The organism is Paenibacillus sp. GM1FR, assembly GCF_002803315.1.
In the GTDB taxonomy this organism is placed as follows: domain Bacteria; phylum Bacillota; class Bacilli; order Paenibacillales; family Paenibacillaceae; genus Paenibacillus; species Paenibacillus amylolyticus.
In genome coordinates this window covers 310333-327331 of sequence record NZ_MKZL01000044.1, presented here as the reverse complement: position 1 = coordinate 327331, position 16999 = coordinate 310333, and the positions used below count along the sequence as shown (strand labels likewise).

13 protein-coding genes are annotated in these 16999 nt (G+C 45.1%); 6 read left to right on the top strand and 7 right to left on the bottom strand.

The annotated features are described in order from the left end of the window. Positions 1 to 40: 40 nt before the first annotated feature. The 4 genes from PAEAM_RS23835 to PAEAM_RS23820 form a co-directional block, all read right to left on the bottom strand. Positions 41 to 1465: a glycoside hydrolase family 1 protein gene (locus PAEAM_RS23835; protein WP_036617361.1), complete on the bottom strand. Its 1425-nt coding sequence runs from the start codon at positions 1463 to 1465 to the stop codon at positions 41 to 43. 48 nt (positions 1466 to 1513) lie between these two features. Beyond that, complete coding sequence (locus tag PAEAM_RS23830; protein ID WP_165790039.1) at positions 1514 to 3181, bottom strand: S-layer homology domain-containing protein; 1668 nt, start codon at positions 3179 to 3181, stop codon at positions 1514 to 1516. A 151-nt stretch (positions 3182 to 3332) separates the two neighbouring features. Further along, positions 3333 to 4790: a glycoside hydrolase family 1 protein gene (locus PAEAM_RS23825; protein WP_036668687.1), complete on the bottom strand. Its 1458-nt coding sequence runs from the start codon at positions 4788 to 4790 to the stop codon at positions 3333 to 3335. Positions 4791 to 5079: 289 nt separating this feature from the next. Then, positions 5080 to 5373 (bottom strand): MbcA/ParS/Xre antitoxin family protein, encoded by a 294-nt coding sequence (locus PAEAM_RS23820; RefSeq protein ID WP_100529211.1) that lies wholly within the window; start codon positions 5371 to 5373, stop codon positions 5080 to 5082. A gap of 147 nt (positions 5374 to 5520) precedes the next feature. Here PAEAM_RS23820 and PAEAM_RS23815 point away from each other — a divergent pair, with 147 nt between their 5' ends. The 3 genes from PAEAM_RS23815 (at position 5521) to PAEAM_RS23805 (ending at position 8265) form a co-directional block, all read left to right on the top strand. Beyond that, positions 5521 to 6585 (top strand): suppressor of fused domain protein, encoded by a 1065-nt coding sequence (locus PAEAM_RS23815; RefSeq protein WP_100529210.1) that lies wholly within the window; start codon positions 5521 to 5523, stop codon positions 6583 to 6585. A gap of 26 nt (positions 6586 to 6611) precedes the next feature. Beyond that, a complete protein-coding gene (locus PAEAM_RS23810; protein ID WP_100529209.1) occupies positions 6612 to 7373 on the top strand; it encodes a LuxR C-terminal-related transcriptional regulator in 762 nt (253 codons plus the stop codon). Positions 7374 to 7485: 112 nt separating this feature from the next. Beyond that, positions 7486 to 8265, top strand: a complete 780-nt coding sequence (locus PAEAM_RS23805) for a hypothetical protein (protein WP_036617351.1) — start codon at positions 7486 to 7488, stop codon at positions 8263 to 8265. A gap of 114 nt (positions 8266 to 8379) precedes the next feature. On the opposite strand, the gene PAEAM_RS23800 is transcribed toward PAEAM_RS23805, so the two are convergent. Continuing rightward, the gene (locus PAEAM_RS23800; protein WP_243391459.1) at positions 8380 to 10131 is read right to left on the bottom strand and encodes an ABC transporter ATP-binding protein; all 1752 of its coding nucleotides are present in this window, start codon (positions 10129 to 10131) and stop codon (positions 8380 to 8382) included. Between the two features lie 150 nt (positions 10132 to 10281). Between PAEAM_RS23800 and PAEAM_RS23795 the strand changes: the two genes are divergently transcribed. The 3 genes from PAEAM_RS23795 (at position 10282) to PAEAM_RS23785 (ending at position 15169) form a co-directional block, all read left to right on the top strand. Further along, positions 10282 to 11724: an ABC transporter permease subunit gene (locus PAEAM_RS23795; RefSeq protein WP_243391450.1), complete on the top strand. Its 1443-nt coding sequence runs from the start codon at positions 10282 to 10284 to the stop codon at positions 11722 to 11724. A gap of 36 nt (positions 11725 to 11760) precedes the next feature. Beyond that, positions 11761 to 13272, top strand: coding sequence for an ABC transporter permease (locus tag PAEAM_RS23790; protein ID WP_076328215.1), 1512 nt, complete (start codon positions 11761 to 11763; stop codon positions 13270 to 13272). A gap of 76 nt (positions 13273 to 13348) precedes the next feature. After that, entirely contained in the window at positions 13349 to 15169 is a 1821-nt protein-coding gene (locus tag PAEAM_RS23785) for an ABC transporter substrate-binding protein (RefSeq protein ID WP_100529206.1), read from the top strand. A gap of 61 nt (positions 15170 to 15230) precedes the next feature. Here PAEAM_RS23785 and PAEAM_RS23780 read toward each other — a convergent pair whose 3' ends face one another. Together PAEAM_RS23780 and PAEAM_RS23775 are read right to left on the bottom strand one after the other, a co-directional pair. Further along, the gene (locus tag PAEAM_RS23780; protein WP_243391449.1) at positions 15231 to 15875 is read right to left on the bottom strand and encodes a sugar O-acetyltransferase; all 645 of its coding nucleotides are present in this window, start codon (positions 15873 to 15875) and stop codon (positions 15231 to 15233) included. 58 nt (positions 15876 to 15933) lie between these two features. Further along, entirely contained in the window at positions 15934 to 16941 is a 1008-nt protein-coding gene (locus PAEAM_RS23775) for an ROK family protein (RefSeq protein ID WP_076318758.1), read from the bottom strand. Between the last annotated feature and the right edge of the window lie 58 nt (positions 16942 to 16999).

The following is a 16999-nucleotide window of genomic DNA, read 5'->3' as shown; positions in this document are numbered from 1 at the left end:
TCAGAAGGTGCTTGCACAACTATGCTTATAGAACTAGTATTTACTCGTTGTTGTTCTTAAGACTTGCGCCATTTGTACTAATAACTTCCTTGTACCAATGGAATGATTTTTTCTTGTAACGATCCAATGTTCCTGAACCGTCATTGTTGCGGTCAACATAGATGAAACCATAACGTTTCTTCATCTCTGCTGTTGAAGCACTTACCAGGTCAATACAGCCCCATGACGTATAACCCATCACTTCTACGCCATCCTCAAGAGCTTCGCCCACCTGTACCAGATGGTCATTCAAGTATTGAATACGGTAATCATCGTTCACCGTTTTATTGCCATTTTCGTCCGTAATCAGCTCATCGACTGCGCCCAGACCATTTTCGACAATAAACAATGGTTTTTGATAACGGTCCCAGTATTTGTTCAAGGTTACGCGCAGTCCTTGCGGATCGATCTGCCAGCCCCACTCACTCGCTTTCAGATAAGGGTTTTGCACACCTGCGAACAGGTTTCCTTTGCCTTCGATACGTTTCTCGGGATCACCAGTCTCACAGATACTTACATAATAACTGAACGAGATAAAGTCTACGGTATGCTTCAGAATTTCAGCATCGCCATCTTCAAACTTAATATTGATATTATTCGCTTTGAAATAACGATTAATGTATTTCGGATAATAACCACGTGCATGGATATCAGCAAAGATATCATTGCGCTGTTCCGCATGCATCGCTGCAACCACATCATCCGGGTTTGGAGTCAACGGATACGTAGGCATGCTCAGTACCATACAGCCGATTTTGGCTTCAGGCATAATTTCATGACCCAGTTTCACAGCTAACGCACTGGCTACCAATTCATGATGGATCGCTTGGTACAGATCCTGTTTGGACAGTTCAGCTTTTGGCGTATAGATGCCGCCACTCATGAATGGTTCCTCCAGGATGGAGTTGATTTCATTGAATGTCAGCCAGTATTTAACTTTGCCTTTGAAACGGTTGAACAGCACTGTTACATAACGCTCGTAGAAATCGATCATTTTACGGTTAACCCAGCCATCATACGTTTTGGACAGATGCAACGGTGTCTCATAGTGAGAGATCGTTACGAGTGGTTCAATCCCGTATTTGTGACACTCATCGAACAGGTCATCATAGAATTGGAGACCTTTCTCATTTGGTTCCAATTCATCACCTTTAGGGAAGATACGGGACCAAGCGATGGATGTACGGAACACTTTGAAGCCCATTTCAGCAAACAGTTTAACATCCTCTTTGTAGCGGTTGTAGAAATCGATACCGATCAGTTTCAGGTTATCTTCTGTAGGTGCTTCCGTTCTAGGCGTTGTAATCCCGTGTGGCATTACATCTTGAACAGAAAGACCTTTACCATCTGTATTATAAGCTCCTTCAAGTTGGTTGGCTGCTACAGCGCCGCCCCATAGGAAGTCTTTCGGAAATGGTGTAGTCATATCAATCATTCCTCTCATTATTTATCATTATTAAGTTGGTTATTGAACTTAGTTTGTTGGCAATTGTTCCAATCGTTGCAGAATCAGCTCCAGCTGAGCACCTGTAACCGACTTCGATGAATCAAATTGATCTTTGGACATACCGGACATAATACCGGCTTTGGCACTATTTTGAACGGCTTCATAAGCCCAATGCTTATCATTCAAATCCTTGAACAATACTACAGTTGACTCGTCTGCATCATTCCAGCCGCGACTCGTCAAAATATGGTCTACGATCACTGCCATCTGTGCACGTGTTACTTCCTCTCCCGAGGCAAATATCTGATTGCTGACACCTTTCATCAATCCTGCCTTGGTCACTGTTGCAATGGCCTGACGAGCCCATTCAGGAGCAGAATCTGTGTACGGGTAAGCAGATTCGGATACTTCAGGAAGATTTAACTTGTCGGCAAGCACGAGGGCGATCTGCGCTCTTGTCACAGGCTCAGTTGGTTTTGTTCCATGCTCTATGTTACCTCCATCCTGTTCCCCTGAAGTCCCTTTGCTTAGTTGGAACAGGTCGGCAAGTACTTCTTTGTTGTCAAAAGCCGGTACCCATGACCAATGCTTCATGCCACCGTACAGTCTTTGGCTATCCATGTATGCATCGTCATACAGCGTCATATTGACATGCTTGGCTCCAAGCTCAGTCAAAGCCTGATAAGCCAAAGAGCTTGTCCGGCTGTCAGTGGTTGGATCATTTTTGGCATGCATAATCCATACTGGGACATCCACAATATCTTTCAGTTCTTTTTTGAATGCTTCTACAGATCCGGTGTAATCCGCTACCGTATCCTTGGCCGCTACAATAATCGCTCCAGCAAACAGATCGGGATATTGTGTCAAGAAACGGAAGGCACCACCACCGCCACTGGAAACACCAGACAGATAGATCCGATTCGGATCAACTTCACCTTCAGCAACCAGCTTCTGAATCAACTCATACTGCGCCACGAAGTACGCCTGCATCTGGGCCAGTTGCTCCGGGTTATCATAGATTTTGAAGCTGTAATTCTCAGGATACTGTACGGCCAGTACGGAAGTATCATACCCCGATTCCGTCCAGACTACTGCTCCACGATTAGCCGTAAGATGACTTCTACCATCCGTACCTACTTCTCCCCCGCCATGAAGCCATACGACAAGCGGTTGTGCGTTGGTGGAAGGACTACGCTTCAGACGGTAAGACAACGCTTCACCGTTGCTGCCCGTGTACGTACCTTTTTCAAAATCATCGACGGTTCGGGTAACAACCTTATCCACATTGGTCTCATCAAAAGATAGCTCTGGATACGTTTTGTTCGTTACCTTAAATTTTGAAATCATACCTCCAGGATATTTAAACGGCTTTACCGCCATATGGATGGTATGATCCGTAATTGTCAATTTTATTCCGTCATCTTCATACTCATTTTGTATGATCTCTTCCGCTTCATTTAAAGGATAGCCATCATAATTGCCAGTAATTTCGAAGTCTGAAGCTTTCAGATTCTGATATTTCTCCGGATTTGCTACAGTAATGTCAAAGGACTCTACCATCTCTCCAGGATCACCAACATAGGTATTGGCCTGGATTGGAGTAACCTGGGTGCTTTCCGCACCAACGGTTGCTGGCCAGATCACACTCAGACTTAATGTCAGGGCAAGCATCCATCCGATACTTTTTGTGTTCATACTCCATCTTTTCAAAAGATATCCCTCCATATGTAATGTTTGCAGCACATAAAAAAAGCGGACAAACGCTAATCAGCAGGCCCTCAGGAACATTAAATTCCATTAAACACTAACTGTTATATCAGGTTTGCCCGCTCAGAAAACGTGAGAACTACAGTTGCTCACCATTACTGGAGATTACGTTTTTGTACCAGTCGAATGAATCCTTTTTGGAACGTTTGAGTGTTCCGTTACCTTCGTCATCCAGATCCACGTAGATGAAACCATAACGTTTGGACATTTCGGAAGTGGACATGCTCACAAGGTCAATCGGGCCCCATGCTGTAAATCCAATCAGATCGACGCCATCTTTGATGGCTTCTTTCATTTGTTCAATGTGTTTTTTCAGGTAATCCACACGATAGGAGTCATGGATCGAACCGTCTTCTTCAACACGGTCATATGCACCCAGACCATTTTCTACGATGAACAATGGTTTCTGGTAACGATCCCAGAAGTTGTTCAAGGTTACGCGCAGACCGATCGGATCGATCTCCCAGCCCCAGTCGGATGCTTCCAGATAAGGGTTTTTCACGCCGCCAGTCAGGTTACCCGATGTTTCTTCCTTGTCTGCAGATGCAGATTTGGTTACGGACATATAGTAGCTGAAGGAGATGAAATCAACGGTATTGTTCAGCAAGATCTCGTCATCGCCTGCTTCTTTTTGGATCACGATGTCGTTTTCTTCAAAATAACGAGCCATGTAGTTCGGGTATTTACCACGAGCATGCATGTCCGTGAAGAAGAGGTTAATCTGATTCTCGTGTTGAGCCAGACGAACATCTACCGGATTACATGTTGCTGCATAAGTCTCCATACGAGCAAGCATACAACCCACTTGGGAACCAGGCATAATCTCGTGAGCAAGCTTCGTTACCAATGCACTTGCTACAAATTGGTGATGCAGCGCTTGATAAGTGGTTTGCAGTTTGTTGTCCACTTTATCGATCAGAATGCCGCCGCCAGTGTATGGGCTGAACAGCATTACGTTAATTTCATTAAACGTCAGCCAGTATTTCACTTTATTTTTATAACGGTTGAACACCGTTTCTGCATACCGAACATAGTGCTGGATTACTTCACGGCCAGCCCAGCCGTTATATTTTTGCGTCAAGCCAAGCGGTGTCTCATAGTGAGACAATGTAACGAGCGGCTCGATGCCATATTTCAACAATTCGTCAAATACTTCATCATAGAATTTCAAGCCTGCTTCATTCGGCTCTTGATCATAACCGTTCGGGAAAATACGTGCCCAGTGAATGGACAAACGGAATACTTTGAAGCCCATTTCAGCGAACAATGCAATATCTTCTCTAAAGTGATGGTAGAAATCGATACCAAAACGTTTCGGGAAACGTTCTTCAAATTTGCCGGAGAGGATCTCTTCGATTCGGGAAGAGGAAATTTCCATAGCATGTCCGCCTGTCCGCTTCTCTTTGGGAACATGAGCGATCATGTCCGCTGTGGAGAGGCCTTTGCCGTCCTTATCGAATGCACCCTCCAATTGATTGGCAGCTGTAGCGCCGCCCCATAGGAAGTTTTCGGGGAATCCTTTTTTTGCCGTGGTCATGAACAACAACCTCTTTTCGAAATTTATTTTGGTTTTTCCAGGTAAAAAACTGTAATTTAGAGCAGAAAACAAGAAAAACCTAAACTCAAGGTAAAATAGCACCAAAAAAAGGAGCTTTCATTTCACCATCAGTTTAGGTTTTGCCTGTCTTCACAGTTACAATCCATCAAAAGATGTTATTGCATATTCTGTTGTGTTTGCTCTTGTAATGTAAGCGTAACATATCTATTTTGCAAAATCAACTTCACTGGATCAACTGATCGTTCGCACACTCTCACCATCGAAAAAATTAACGTGGCATACGCATAATGGCCGCCCTTAATGCCTGCGCTCCTTCCTCCGTTTCCAGGTAAACAGCGGGACTTTGGTCCCCTAAAGCCGGGATATCTTTCGCCATCCATTCAAAAGCGTACTCCCCCATTTCACACAAAAGCACCCGACTTATATCTGCCGGAATCCCTTGTAATCGCGCATGTTCTACCCACGCGGGGTCCAACTTTTGTCCAAGTTCTTCAAACCCTTCGGAAAATGAGTCCCAGCTTGTATGATTAAACTCCTTTAAATAGATACCTTTCATACTCATGTAATTTCACTCCCTGAATTGCAATTAATAACACCCAAGTCCTATCTGACACAATTCATCCTTAAGCCGCTTGAATCCGTTTCTGTAACAGGTAGACTTAATTTTAAATGTTTTTCGGGGGAAAGAACAGTCAAGGAGGATTCAATAATGACTCAGGAAGAAAACACATCCGGTTGGGATGCGATTGATCAATCCATGCGTGAATTGTATGGGGAACAAGAGCCAAAACACTACGGCACTGCCCTTCCATATATTCTTGGAGGTCCCGATCCACTCGATGGCATTAGCGTTTATGAGGTGAACACACCTATGCCTCACTGGCATTTTGTTACCTACGGTTTCTCAGAATTATATGAAAAAGAGATGCATGATGCATCCAAAAGCGGGTATGGATTTGAAATCACCTTTCGTCTTACACGCAGTGAAGCAGAGACTGATCCGCCAGCCTGGGCGCTGAATCTGCTACAGAATGTAGGACGTTACGTGTTCAACAGCGGAAATATCTTTCAGCCAGGAGATTACATGGACGCCAATGGCCCCATCTGTCTGGAATCCGATACTTTGCTGACAGCTCTCTCGTTTATTGAAGACCCGGATCTACCCGCGATCTCTACGCCTAATGGTTCAGTGCAATTTATTCAGATGGTTGGCATTACAGGTCGGGAACTGGAAATGATTCAAAGCTGGAATGCTCGTGGATTCCTGTCTGCCTCCTCCATGTTCATGCCCAAATATGTGACGGATCTGATGAGAAATTCGTACGCAGATATCCCTTCGGTTATACAAGCGGTTGAGCATGGAATAGAACAGGACGGGTCCAGCACAGCGTTTTTATTCATACAACAACTGGCTTGGGAATCTCCTCGCAAAAAATTGCTGCAAAAATCGGTTCCGGCTAAACTCCAGCTTGGAGCCAAACAAGCCGTATTAGTTGGCACCATCCTTCGTAGCCGAATTTCGAAAGGTGCCTCTCTATCCTTGATCGGACCGGATACTAATATTCTGTTCGAAGCAGGAGAACAGCCAGCCGTATTGGAATCAGACAGACAAGTTACCCTGACGGTGAACAAACAAATTGTTGATGAGCTGGCAGAGAACCTTCGCCCGTTTGAAGGGACATTTGAGATAACTTCATTGGATCATATTATCGTTCAGATTGTTAGAACAGAAATCAAGGACCAGGAAGGACACGTCATTCAAACGATTGGATGAGAACTGTGCAGCAAGGAGGAAACAACATGCCTGCCATTACATTTGCCTCACGACACGAAGAGTCTCCGAATTGCTCGCATGCAGCAGGAACGGCTCCGTTCGACTATTTACCAGAATCCAGTCTGGACAGGCTTCGTAAAATCAATCATTTCCTGATTCATGCATTCCAGAACAGTATCTCGGTTATCCAAGAGAATTTAACGGGCACTTATCTTTTTTTACTCGCAGATAGCAACGGTGTGCTCCTCTCGATGAATTACAGTTCAGATCTTAAAGCTGTAGTAGAACATTCCCCCATTCGTCCGGGCATGTTCTTCACTGCACAGAGCTGTGGAGTTAACGCCATATCTGTAACGATGGACAGCAACGAGCCTGTAGTGCTGCTGCCCAAGCAGCATGAAAGTCCTTATTTTCAAAGCTGGCATTGTTACGCCGCACCTCTGTTCATGGGATCCCAACATGTCGGTTATCTGGATGTGTCCACCATTAATGCAGATATGCAAGGTGAACTGATTGCCATTGCCAAGCTAATTCCAGCGTACATGCAGAACTGTTATCAGAGTCAACAGACTGCTGAAGCGTGCGACAAACCGGCGGTGGAGTTCACCGAGCGTCAGTTAACCATTCTGGAGATGATAGCCGGAGGCCTCACGGTAAAAGCCATTGCTTTGAAATTAAAGATCAAGGAATGCACCGTGAATCATCACAAAAAAGTGATTTTTAACAAATTAGGTGTGCAATCCAGCACAGAAGCTGTTTCAATTGCCAGCCGAATGTCTTATGTATAGAAGACCCCTATAGATTCCTATAGGTAGTATATGAGAACGTTTGTGCTACAATTTAGGAAGCAGGCAACATGTAGAGAGAGAAACAAACACACACACATTTCAGGAGGGTAATATGACAATTCCAAAAAAAGCTTCTTTATTCGCCATGCTCATTATGATTATGCTGGTTGCAGCCGCTTGCGGTGACAAAGCAGATAACACAGCCGAAACAGAAGAGACTACCCCGACAGAAACAACGACTGGTACTGATTCTGATACAGCGACTACAGAAGAAACAGAGAACACAGAACCAGCAAGCGAAGAGTCCAAAGAAACTGATAATTCCCAAGACGTTGAGCTGGGGACTACGGAAAAAGGTTCTTACACCAATGACTATTTTGGCGTATCTCTGAAATTCCCGGAAGCATGGGAGTTCCAGGATGCTGCAGGCATGAATGAGCTGACAAGTGCTTCATCCGAAGCGATTGCTGGTGATGATGAAACGAAGAAAAAACAAATTGAACTGTCTCAGACCAAAACATTGAATCTGCTTATGGCTTCAAAGTACCCATTGGACGGCGGTCAAGTTGGCCCTTCCGCTATGGCCATTGCTGAGAAAGTAAGCTTGTTGCAAGGCATTCGTACAGGTAAAGACTACCTGGAAGCAACCAAAAAATTCATGGTGGATAGCCAGTTCCCTTACGATTATAAGGAAATGACAACGGAAACCATCGGTGGTAAAGAGATGGATCTGATGCAAATCACGATGGATCCAGGTGACGGTTCAACCGTTACTCAAGATTACTATAGTACAATTATTGAAGGATATGCTTTCAACTTCATATTCACTTACGTGGATGATAAGACCAAAGCCGAGATTGATACCATCAAGAAATCGGTTCAATTCAAATAATCGCTTTTGATTACTGCCCTTATACGAAGCACATATAACACAACCCCGATAACGATCTATGGAGATCATTGTCGGGGTTCTTTTTTCGTTGAAAAAGACTATATGTTGCACTATCTAACTAGATATGGCTACCCAGTGCCCTTCCGTGACTTCTACCCACTTGGAATGTTTGAGATTATAACGGTCCTCTACTTCAACATTCTCTCTTGTTGTTTCTTTCACAACATGTCTCTTTTTCTTCGCTTCTACCGCCGGATCAGGCACGGGAATAGCAGATAGCAAAGCCTTGGTGTAGGCATGTTGCGGGTTGGAATAGAGTTCTTCACTCTCGGCCAGCTCCACAATTTTCCCATTATACATCACAGCCACTCGGTCACTGATATGTTTAACCATGGACAAGTCATGCGCGATGAAGAGATACGTCAATCCGAGTCGCTGCTGCAACTCTTCAAGCAATTGTACGATTTGAGCCTGTATCGACACATCCAGTGCAGACAACGGCTCATCACATACGATGAATTCAGGTTCCACAGCCAGAGCTCGTGCAATACCGATCCGCTGTCTCTGTCCACCCGAGAATTCATGTGGATAACGCTGCGCATGGGTAGGATCAAGACCCACCATCTCCAGTAGTTCCTCTACCCGCTTCTCCCGCTGAGATGCTGTACCTGCAAGTTGATGAATATCAAGGGCTTCTCCAATGATATCCATAATCCTCATTTTGGGATTCAGAGATGCATAAGGGTCCTGGAAAATAATCTGCATATGTCTGCGCATCGTTTTCATCTCAGAAGCTGACAAGCGATTGAGCGGAACTCCTTTAAACAGTACATCTCCACCTGTTGGCTCATGCAACCGCAGAATGGCTCGCCCCGTGGTTGATTTTCCGCTACCGGATTCCCCTACAACGCCAAGCGTCTCTCCTTGACGAATATGAAAACTGATATCATTAACAGCCTTTAAGGTATTGCCTTTCCCCAGATTAAAATGTTGTCTGAGTGATTTCACCTCAAGCAATGGCTGATCATCCTCCAGATCTCTCGGGACCAACGATACCGGTTTGGGCTTTTTCTTCTGATCCAGACGTGGTAATGCATTCAGAAGTCTAATCGTATACGGGTGTTTGGGATTAGCAAAAATCTCTGTTGTTGTCCCGGTTTCCACAATCTGTCCTTCTTTCATAACAACTACCCGATCACACATGCCTGCTACTACGCCCAAATCATGCGTGATCAGGATAATCGATGTGCCCAGTTGGTCCTGCATATCTTTCATCAAATTAAGAATTTGTGCCTGAATCGTAACGTCAAGTGCGGTTGTCGGCTCATCGGCAATGAGCAATTCAGGACGACAAGCAAGTGCAATACCGATCATGACCCGCTGACGCATGCCTCCGGAGAATTCGTGTGGATATTGGTTGTAGCGTATTTCACTACGAGTTATCCCCACCCGCTCCATCATGGCAATTGCCTGTTTCTTGGCTTCCCTTTTGGACACCTTCTGATGTTTGATCAAACTTTCGGAGATCTGTTTCCCTACTTTAATGGTCGGATTAAGAGAACTCATCGGGTCCTGAAAGATCATACCAATATCACGCCCACGGATGCTCTCCATCTCTTTCTGCGTTTTATTCGCCAGATCGACCCCTTTGAACAGAATCTCTCCATTTTTCATCTGTGAAGGCGGCGATGCAAGCAGCCTCATAATGGAACGTGCTGTTACACTTTTTCCGCTGCCCGATTCGCCTACAATGCCCAGCGTCTCGCCTTTGCGCACTTCAAAACTCACTCCTCGCACTGCCTGAAACTCACTCTCTCCAGAATGAAAAGAGACCGATAGATCATTAACTTTCAATAAAGGTTCCATATCATCACCAGCTCTCATCCGTTTTTCCCATTTACTCATCTCATATGTATACCATTTAATTCCTTGACAATTGTTTAGACCCTAAATAATATATACTATATCAATCGGAATAATGCAATTTAAACCTGAATGAAAGGAGGCACGCTTGGTTTGAATCTTGCAGAAGGCAGCAGACTCACGCGGTTGGTGCACAATTTAAGTTTTATTTATGGCAAAATGCTGCTTCATCCTTCCTACCGATATGTTCTGTTCATTCTTGGATTACCGATCAATCTGGTCGTGTTTCTAATATGGCGTTCGAATCGAAAAAATGACGGCTGGGTAGCCGCCAGGCAGACGGCTGAGCAAGAACTGCTCGCTTCTTCCTATCGGAACAAGATGAAGTTGGAAGTCGAAGAACAGCTACGACGCAAACATCGTTTTTTCCAGCAGCAGGTCAGTGAGGAAGAATTCAGACGTCAGACCGAGGAATGGTTGGAAGAAACGGTTCAGAAAGAGTTGAAGGAGCGGACTTCTCGCATACTTCAGGAACAGGGAAGTCAACGTCTTACGATGGCCGATACATTCCACACCCTTATCGACAAACCGTGGTTTTTAGCGATATCCATTATTCCTGGCTGTCTGATGTATGGCATCCTCTTTTTGTATGGAAATCCTTATCTAAAGTACATATTTGAAAGAATACTGATGACGGTATTTGTCATTCTGGGCGTAGCCACACTCGTATTTACGATTTTGTATCTGTCTCCGTTCAACCCGGCAGCTAACATTCTCGGAGAGACAGCAACGCAGGAACAGATTGCAGCATTCAATCAGGTGTATGGCTTGGATCAGCCTTATCTTACACAGCTCTGGAACAATATTAAGGGAGTTGCTCTCTTCGATCTTGGCAAGTCTTTTGCAGGAAATGAAGACGTAACAGCAACGATTGCAAGAAAGTTTCCAATTACATTGACGCTGGCGGTCATCTCCCTGCTGCTAGCACTCGTCATCGCATTGCCCATCGGTATCATCTCAGCGATTAAGCCTAATTCATGGTTCGATTATACGTTTATGTTCATCGCTCTGATTGGATTATCGATCCCGAATTTCTGGCAAGGACTTATTTTCATTCTGAACTTTTCGATCAAATTACAGTGGCTTCCCGCCACCTTCAACCCGCAGAACTGGCTGTCGATCATTATGCCAATCATTGTGCTGGGCACAGGACTTACGGCTGCGGTGGCACGGATGACCCGGTCTTCTACACTGGAAGTCATTCATGAGGATTATGTGATGACCGCCCGCGCCAAGGGGTTAAGCGAACGTCAGGTCATGCTGAAACACGCTGTACGTAATGCATTGATTCCAATCGTAACTGTGGTTGGACTTCAATTCGGAGCCATGCTTGGCGGGGCAGCAGTGACGGAGAAAGTGTTTAATATCAGCGGTCTCGGCAGCTATATTGTGGATAAACAATTCATCCCCGATATTCCGAGTATCATGGGCGGAGTAATCTACACAGCAATTACGATCTCCATTATCAATGTAGCGGTTGATCTGCTGTACGCTTTTATTGATCCAAGAGTGCGCTCCAAGATGAAACAATATTAAAGTGTGTGTTGAACTACCTCTTAAAGCAGGTGTATTATGACAAACTCGTCCTTAACACAAGAAATGCGTTTCCGGCTTAAGTCTTCTCGAGAATACAGTCAGGCAAGCTTCGCCTGGATCACGTCCCTTCTCTTGACTGCCTTGTTGCTGTTCAACAGTTATGACTGGAGTGGGCAGACGTTCAAACCATTTCTGCTAACGATACTTGGGATCTATGTATTCTTCACACTGGTCCAAAGTGTCATCACCCTTCGGATTCGAAAAGACTTGATCCGTACAGGTACGATCTCTACTTTGACCCGCAGGTTAGCCTGGGTTCAGCTACTTGCCATCATTTCTGGCAACATATTTATCGTAACGGCAGCCTTTCATCTGATTCGAAAAGCCAGGAATGTGGAGTACACCTTTGCGGTATATATGCTGTTAACCCAGCTGTTCGTCATCGGTGTATCTGCGTTAAATGTTTTCAAACCCTATGTGGCTGACAACTTTCTGCCAGCTATGGCGGTGCTCATATTTATTCTGGTCATCGACCTGGTCGTACTGATTATCGTATCCCGATATAACGCGACCTCTATCCTCCCTCGCTGGATGATCGGTGTCAGTGTAGTACTGATTCTGACCTCAATCACAGGTAATGTATTTGCCCTATTACTCGGCATTTCCATTATTGGACGAATTCGCAGACAGGGGAAACAAAAATCAAACTTCTGGAATGATCTGTGGGAGCGACTTGCTCCAAATATGACTGCCATGTCCGGTTTGTTTTTTATCATTTTTCTGTTCTCGATATCGATTTGCAGCTTCTTTACTTTTGATTACAGCATGGCTGTGGAAAACAACTACTCCGCTCTGCTTCAACCCCCTTCCCTTGCGTATCCGTTGGGAACGGACGACTTCGGACGATGTTTATTTTCCCGGATTGTATTTGGTGCCCGGATCTCCTTGATCGTAGGTTGCATGTCGACCATCATTCCTGTGTTGATCGGTGGAGTCCTCGGAGCATTCTCCGGTTTCTACGGAAGGCATACGGATAACATCATCATGCGGCTGCTGGATATTCTCTATGCGATTCCGGGAATTCTGCTCGCCATTGCTATTATTGCGGCGTTTGGAGCCAATACGGTCAATCTCATTCTGGCGCTGAGTCTGGGTTCGATTCCAACTTACGCCCGTACCATGAGAGCCAGTGTGCTCTATGTGTCTACTTTTGAATTTGTGGAAGCTGCACGTGCACTGGGGTACAACAATCGTACGATTATTTTCAAACACATTATTCCCAACTCCCTTGCGCCCATGATTATCAAGTCCACACTCACGATTGGTGGAGCTGTTATTGCTACCAGCAGTTTAAGTTATCTGGGACTCGGCGTGGAGCCGCATATTCCGGAATGGGGTAACATTCTGAAGCTCGGCAGTACATACCTGGAGACCCACTCTTATCTGGCGATTTATCCAGGCTTGGCTATTATTCTGCTGGTTCTTTCGTTTAACTTTCTCGGTGACGGTCTGCGTGATGCGCTTGATCCCAAGCTGGAAAAGGCATAACTGATTCGTCGTTGAAATGAATGATATAGAAAAAAGAAATCACACATCACACATTCAAGATATGGAGGGTAATCCCATGAAAAAACGTACACTGATCTCATTACTATTAATTCTCGTCATTGTGATTTCCGGCTGCAGTGTAAAAACGAAAACTGAATCCCAGGCGGAGACCGCACCAGCGGACACAACTGAAACTGCACAAAAACCGGCAGACATTGAACTGCTCGCCATGAGTTCTTCCGAAAATGATGTAAACATTGTCCGCGACCAGCTGACTAAAAACGGCTTCAATGTGAAGCTGAACCTGCAGCCGGATTACGGTAGCTTCAAATCCCAGCAGGATGCAGGGAATTATGACATTGCCTTGTCCAGCTGGACAACGGTAACGGGAAATCCCGATTATGCGGTGCGTTCCCTTTTCAAAACAGGTGGAGATTACAGTATCCTTGCGGATGGGGAACTTGATAAACTCATCGATCAGGCAGCTACTCAAACTCCGGATGAGTACAAAGACACGTACAAACAATTGGAAGATCGCTTGGTAACGGATCAGGCGTATATCGCTCCTTTGTACATTTCCCTGAAAAGTCAGGCTGTGAACCAAGACATTCTGAATGTCGACACCGTTCGTCTCTCCAAATCCCGCGCCATGGCTTGGGAACCGATTGAGTTCAAGGACAGCTCCAAAAATGCCAAAGATCCGTTGATTCTGACGCAAAGTGCATCCGTACTGACTTCCCTTGATCCAATCAAAGGAAACGACGGCTCCATCAACCAGTTGAACACCAATATGTATGTACGTCTCGTTAACTTGACGGATGACGATCAGCTGACAGCAGATGGATCACTGTCCCATAACTTTAGTATTGCTGAAGGTAATTCGGACTACTACTTCATTCTCAGAGACGATATCAACTTTGCGAAGATTGATAACAAAAAAGCCGTAGATACAGGAGAACGTGTCGGTGCAGATGATGTGATCTTCTCCCTGGATCGTGCTAAAAATAAAGATTCCGTTCCGGATCACCGGACGTACAGTCTGCATGAACACATCAAAGAAGCTGAAGTTGTAACGGATCTGAGTGCATTGCAATCCATCAAACAATCCAGCGGTAACGGCACAATCCTCGAAGCATTGGAACAAGGATTGGGCAGCAAAATTACAGAACTCGTGACGGACAAAACCAAAGCAGATAATAGCGCAGGTAAATATCAGGTCGTTAAACTGACCACAACTGAACCTTTCCCGCAAGTACTGAACTATCTGGCTCACCAATCTGCGGGTATCGTGTCCAAAAAACAGGTGGAGAGCATCAACACATATGATGTAGCTTCCTTTGACGTCAACAAAGATATTCCTTACGGTGATCAGAACACGGTGACTGAAGGCGCAGCATACAATAACACCCTTTATACTAGCGGACCTTATATTTTGTCTTATAAAAATGACTATGAAGGTGTATTCTTAAAAAATCCGGCCTACCTTAAAGGCACGAAAGATGAGCCAAAAATTGCTCAGGTTAACGTCCGATTCATCGCGGATGCAGACAGCGCCCTCTCTGCTCTTCGCAGCAGTGAAATTCACTTATACTACGGTGTACCTGAAACCAAGTATGACATCATCGAAAATGACAGCAAACTGAAACTGCAAAGTCTGCCAAGTAACGCTGTCTCCTATCTGTTGTTTAATACGGCCAATCGTGAAGTTGCCAAGAGCAGTGACCTGAGAAAAGCCGTGCTGTACTCCATTAATCAGGATGAGATTTTGAGCTTCTACAAGAACAACAAACTCAAAGCATACTCTACAGTAAGCCCGCTCGTTCAGACCGGGAATGAATTGAAAGCTGATCCTGCAAAAGTAAAAGAATTCTTGAGTAACTACAACGCCTCCAAGTAAACGCATAACAAAAAAAAGGTTGTCACCAGGATCATCTATTTGATCCTGATGGCAGCCTTTTTTATTCTTCCAGCACACGGCAATCTGCCAGAACATCGGGGTAGTTTCGCATGCTGTCCGCATCAGTAATTTTACGAATAACTTTGCACGGTACGCCTGCTGCAAAAGAATGCGGTGGAATATCACGAGTCACCACGCTACCTGCTCCAATGACACAGCCGTCTCCAATCGTTACGCCCCCGCACACTGTGACGTTTGCCGAGATCCATACATCGTTACCAATCGTGACCGGTTTGGCATAACATAGCGACTTCACATCACCGTTCTGGTCCACCATCTGTCTCCGCTCGCTGGCAATCATGGGATGAATGGGGGTAACAATCGTAACGTTGGGTCCAAAACTGGTATAGTCCCCGATCGTCACTTGCGCGTCATCTTGTATCGTCAGATTGTAATTACCGAAGAAATGCTCGCCTATCCGGGTATGCACACCATAATGAAAGAAGATGGGGCCTTGCATGAATCCACCTTCACCGATCTGCCCCAGTAACTGTTGTAATATCTGATTCCTCTCCTCAGTCTGTTCTTCAAAGGTCTGACTGTAACGCTGACTGAGATTATGGGCTCGCCTTTTGATGATCTTTAATTCGGGATCACTTGGACTAAACAACACGCCCTTCATGATTCTCTCTTCTTCACGCATCATGAATCCTCCTCTACAAGGGTTAGCTTATAAAATAAAAGCCACAGACATGGCCTGTGGGTTATAAGGCTTCTGATAGAATGCCTGACTTCAACGCCTGAAGCACCATTCCTCGTAACCCAGCATCAAAATCATGTTGGAACGAGTCCTGATGTACAATCTCGGGCAACGTCGGCATGGGGTGATCCTTCCCGTACTGTTTCCACGCCATATCCAGCTCTTCTCTCTCCACCCGTTCCTGATAAATGACAATCTGGTGCGGGGCAACGACGGCATTAATCGTTTGCAGGATGTGACATACGTTCAGTACAAAATCATCTTTGCTCATGTCACGGTGCCAATCAGGTGAATAAGGAAGATACTTGATCTCACCAAACATCCCGTTTTTCCCACGGATCATCTGTCCATTCAACATCATGCCCATACCCGGCGGGTATCGGTTCGGAAAATAAATTCCCGCTACACTCCGTTCCTTCATATCCGCATGCTGTGTACAGTATCCGCTAATCGCTGCATTAACATCATTCTCCACGAGAACGTTCAGTTGGAACTCGCTCTCGATCTCCCGTATCAGATGTGAATGGATAAGCTCTTCATGACTGCTCACCGTGATGTCCCCATCCACGGCTTGCCCCGGAATACCGATGCCGATCATATCAATGGAGGGATACTCCTTAATGAAACGTGCGATAAGTTGCAGCATATGCTGTTTATCAAAAGCAGGCAAGATGCGCTCTTCCTTCAACACAACCTTATTCTCCAGATTCATGACCGTTGCCGAAATCAACTCCTGGCCTTTCATCTCTTTGATGTAAAGAACCAAAGCAAGCTTGAAGTTATAATTATATCGATATGCCTGAGCAGGACGACCGCCGTTAGAGGGAACCACTTTATCCTGGAACAACTCTCCGCCATCACATAATTCCTGAATCAGCGCATTAATGGTAACAACACTAAGATTGGTTAATAAAGCTAATTGCGGTTTGGTCGCCGTCTCAATCTGCTGCATGACTTCACGCACATTATTCAAATTGATGTATTTCATCATTGTAGCGTTGGCTTTTTTCATAACCCTCTCGTTTCTACTCTGGTTCAATTGAGCCAAAGCAATGGTATGGATGTCATTC

Bases quoted from the DNA above. Each gene is read 5' to 3' on its own strand.
- PAEAM_RS23810 (WP_100529209.1), top strand. From the start codon at position 6,612: ATGCCTGCCATTACATTTGCCTCACGACACGAAGAGTCTCCGAATTGC.
- PAEAM_RS23785 (WP_100529206.1), top strand. From the start codon at position 13,349: ATGAAAAAACGTACACTGATCTCATTACTATTAATTCTCGTCATTGTG.
- PAEAM_RS23805 (WP_036617351.1), top strand. From the start codon at position 7,486: ATGACAATTCCAAAAAAAGCTTCTTTATTCGCCATGCTCATTATGATT.
- PAEAM_RS23815 (WP_100529210.1), top strand. From the start codon at position 5,521: ATGACTCAGGAAGAAAACACATCCGGTTGGGATGCGATTGATCAATCC.
- PAEAM_RS23830 (WP_165790039.1), bottom strand. From the start codon at position 3,181: ATGAACACAAAAAGTATCGGATGGATGCTTGCCCTGACATTAAGTCTG.
- PAEAM_RS23780 (WP_243391449.1), bottom strand. From the start codon at position 15,875: ATGATGCGTGAAGAAGAGAGAATCATGAAGGGCGTGTTGTTTAGTCCA.
- PAEAM_RS23800 (WP_243391459.1), bottom strand. From the start codon at position 10,131: ATGGAACCTTTATTGAAAGTTAATGATCTATCGGTCTCTTTTCATTCT.
- PAEAM_RS23825 (WP_036668687.1), bottom strand. From the start codon at position 4,790: ATGACCACGGCAAAAAAAGGATTCCCCGAAAACTTCCTATGGGGCGGC.
- PAEAM_RS23835 (WP_036617361.1), bottom strand. From the start codon at position 1,465: ATGACTACACCATTTCCGAAAGACTTCCTATGGGGCGGCGCTGTAGCA.
- PAEAM_RS23820 (WP_100529211.1), bottom strand. From the start codon at position 5,373: ATGAGTATGAAAGGTATCTATTTAAAGGAGTTTAATCATACAAGCTGG.
- PAEAM_RS23790 (WP_076328215.1), top strand. From the start codon at position 11,761: ATGACAAACTCGTCCTTAACACAAGAAATGCGTTTCCGGCTTAAGTCT.
- PAEAM_RS23775 (WP_076318758.1), bottom strand. From the start codon at position 16,941: ATGAAAAAAGCCAACGCTACAATGATGAAATACATCAATTTGAATAAT.